The organism is Trebonia sp., from assembly GCF_030042015.1.
In the GTDB taxonomy this organism is placed as follows: domain Bacteria; phylum Actinomycetota; class Actinomycetes; order Streptosporangiales; family Streptosporangiaceae; genus Trebonia.
In genome coordinates, this window is sequence record NZ_JASIAL010000478.1 from 1 (window position 1) to 2588 (window position 2588).

4 protein-coding genes are annotated in these 2588 nt (G+C 74.5%); 2 read left to right on the forward strand and 2 right to left on the reverse strand.

Annotated features, from left to right (window positions below):
• Together Q1N79_RS25460 and Q1N79_RS25465 are read right to left on the reverse strand one after the other, a co-directional pair.
• The coding region (locus Q1N79_RS25460) for a trehalose-phosphatase (protein WP_300613207.1) at positions 1–348 on the reverse strand (348 nt) is incomplete at its 3' end.
• A gap of 2 nt (positions 349–350) precedes the next feature.
• Positions 351–599 (reverse strand): DUF3263 domain-containing protein, encoded by a 249-nt coding sequence (locus Q1N79_RS25465; RefSeq protein ID WP_300613209.1) that lies wholly within the window; start codon positions 597–599, stop codon positions 351–353.
• 30 nt (positions 600–629) lie between these two features.
• On the opposite strand from Q1N79_RS25465, the gene Q1N79_RS25470 reads away from it, so the two are divergent.
• The gene (locus Q1N79_RS25470; protein WP_300613211.1) at positions 630–1490 is read left to right on the forward strand and encodes an SAM-dependent chlorinase/fluorinase; all 861 of its coding nucleotides are present in this window, start codon (positions 630–632) and stop codon (positions 1488–1490) included.
• A gap of 85 nt (positions 1491–1575) precedes the next feature.
• Positions 1576–2588: S8 family serine peptidase (locus Q1N79_RS25475; protein WP_300613213.1), on the forward strand; the 1013-nt coding region annotated here is incomplete at its 3' end.

Consider the following 2588-nt stretch of genomic DNA (forward strand, 5'->3'; position numbering starts at 1 on the left):
CGCGACGGCGACGCCGGCCGGCGCCGGATCGGCGGCCAGCACACCGTCTTGCCAGCGTTCCGAGCCGTAATGCCCGAGGACGATCAGCCTGCCGATGCCGGCGAAGCCGCCGAGGGCGACCGCCTCGGCCGCGGGGCGGCCGGTGACGATCGCGACCGTGCCGACGGCGGCGGACAGCCTGGCCAGCGCGTCCGCGGCGCCGGGCGCCGCCCACGCCGCCGCCGGGTCGGCGACGATCGGCGACAGCGTACCGTCGAAGTCCGCGGCGATGAGGGCGCGCGCCGGGCCGGCCAGGATCGCCGCAAGCCCGGCCTGCCCCTCGGCGGTGCCGGCGCGGGGCAAGGTCACGGTTAGCTGGTACCCGGCTGCGGCGAGCGCATGCGCTGGCGCCGTGCCCGCTGCGCGCGCAGCCGCTTGACGAGCACGGGGTCGAACTTGAGCGCCTCAGGGCTGTCGATCAGCTCGTTGAGCAGCTGGTAGTACCGGGTGGCGGAAATGGCGAGCACGTCGGCGATGGCCTGCTCCTTGGCGCCGGCGGTCCGCCACGTGCCTCGCTCGAACGCGAGCAGGCGCATGTCGCGCTCGGACAACGCTGGCATCCGCCACTCCCTTCAGTACGCTCGCAGAGCGTGGCTTCGTTTCACTGTCTCACGTTCCTGACCGACTACGGGCTGGAAGACGGCTTTGTCGCGGCCTGCCATGGAATCCTTGCCCGGATAGCGCCAGCGGCACGCATTATCGACATTACGCACCTCGTGCCGCCCGGTGACATCCGCCGGGGCGCCGCCGTGCTCGCGCAGGCCGTGCCGTACTTCCCCCCCGCCGTGCACGTGGCCGTCGTCGATCCCGGGGTTGGCACCGCGCGGCGCGCCGTCGCCGTCGCGGCGGGCGGCTCGGTGTTCGTCGGGCCGGACAACGGCCTGCTGTCGTGGGCGATCGAGACCGCCGGCGGCCCCACCGCGGCCGTCAGCCTGACCAACACCGCGCTGTGGCTTGACGCCGTGGCGCCGACCTTTCACGGGCGGGACATCTTCATGCCGGTCGCGGCGCACCTGTTCGCCGGCACGGCGCTGGCGCGGGCCGGCGACGAGCTCGACGTGGCCGGCCTGGTCGCGCTGCCCAGGCCGGCCAGCCGGGTTCGCGACGGCACCGCCGAAGGCGAGGTGGTCACCGTGGACAGGTTCGGCAACGCGCAGCTGTCCGTCACAGGGACGGACGCGGCGCTGGCCGGGATGATGCCGGGCAGGGCGGTCGCGCTCGCGTGGCACGGACGGGCACTGACCGTGCCGTTCGCCCTGACGTTCGGCGAGGTCGGCCCGGGCGAGCTCGTCTGCTTCCTTGACAGCGCCGGGTTCGTCGCGGTCGCGGTCAACGGCGGCAGCGCGGCGCGGCGGCTCGCGCTGTATCCGGGGACGCGCGTGACGCTGACCGTCATGAAATTATTCATTCACCGCGTTTCCCGGCAGCCGCGTGACACCATAATGGACTGAATTCTTCGGATTCAGCCCCTTCGCCCCGGCCTTGAGGGGATGCGTGACCGACGTGTCCCGTCTGCTACGCGGCACGCTGCCGGTTATGGTGGCATTCGCCGTCGCAACTTGTTTCGTGCTGCCCGCGAACGCCGGGCAGTCGGCACGCGCCGCGCGGGCGGCGGGGGCGGCGCGGTCCGCGGCACCGTCCCTGGCGTCCGAGTGGTGGCTGACGGCGCTGAACGTGCCCGCGGCGTGGCGGGCCGCGCCGGAAAAGGGCGGCGGCGTTACCGTCGCGGTGCTGTCCACCGGCGTCGACGCCGCCCACCAGGACCTCGCGGGAACCGTGACCACCGGGCCTGATTACAGCGGCTCGGGACGCAGCGCCGGCGGCCCGTACTGGGGTGCGGAGGGCACGGCCGTGGCCAGCCTGCTGGCCGGGCACGGGCACGGCCCCGGCGGCGCCGCGGGCATCACCGGGGTCGCCCCTGGTGCGCGGATCCTTTCCGTCCAGGTAACGCTGGAGTACGACGATCCGCTGAACTCCGACGCGACGATTACCCGGCGGCTCCCCGCCGCGATCGCGGCGGGCATCAGGTACGCGGCCGGCCATGGAGCCAGCGTGATCGCGCTGCCGCTCGACCCGGGCACGCTTGGCTCGCCGGTCTCAGGGGACCCGGCCGCCGCGGGCGGCAGCCAGGCGGAGCGCGCGGCTGTCAGCTACGCGCTCGCCCGCGGCGTGGTGCTGATAGCGCCGGCCGGCGACAACGGCGCGGGCACGGGAGCGGTCAACTACCCGGCCGCCTACCCCGGCGTGGTCGCGGTCGGGGCCACCACGCGCGGCGGGCAGCTCGCGGTGTTCACAAGCAGGCGTTCCTACGTGGCGCTGACCGCGCCCGGCGCGGGCCTCACGGTCGCCGCCCCCGACGGCGGCTACACGACGCTGGCGAGCACGGACATGTCCGCGGCGCTCACCGCCGGGGTGGCCGCGCTGATCCGCTCCAGGTTCCCGCTGCTGTCCCCGGCCGAGGTGGCACTGGCGCTTGAAGACGGGACCACGCGCCCGGCGCGCGCGCGGCTGGCGCCTGGCAGCGGCCACGGCGCCCTGAACGCCGCGGG

Excerpts from the sequence above, each read along its gene's own strand:
- Q1N79_RS25465 (WP_300613209.1), bottom strand. The coding sequence starts at position 599 with ATGCCAGCGTTGTCCGAGCGCGACATGCGCCTGCTCGCGTTCGAGCGA.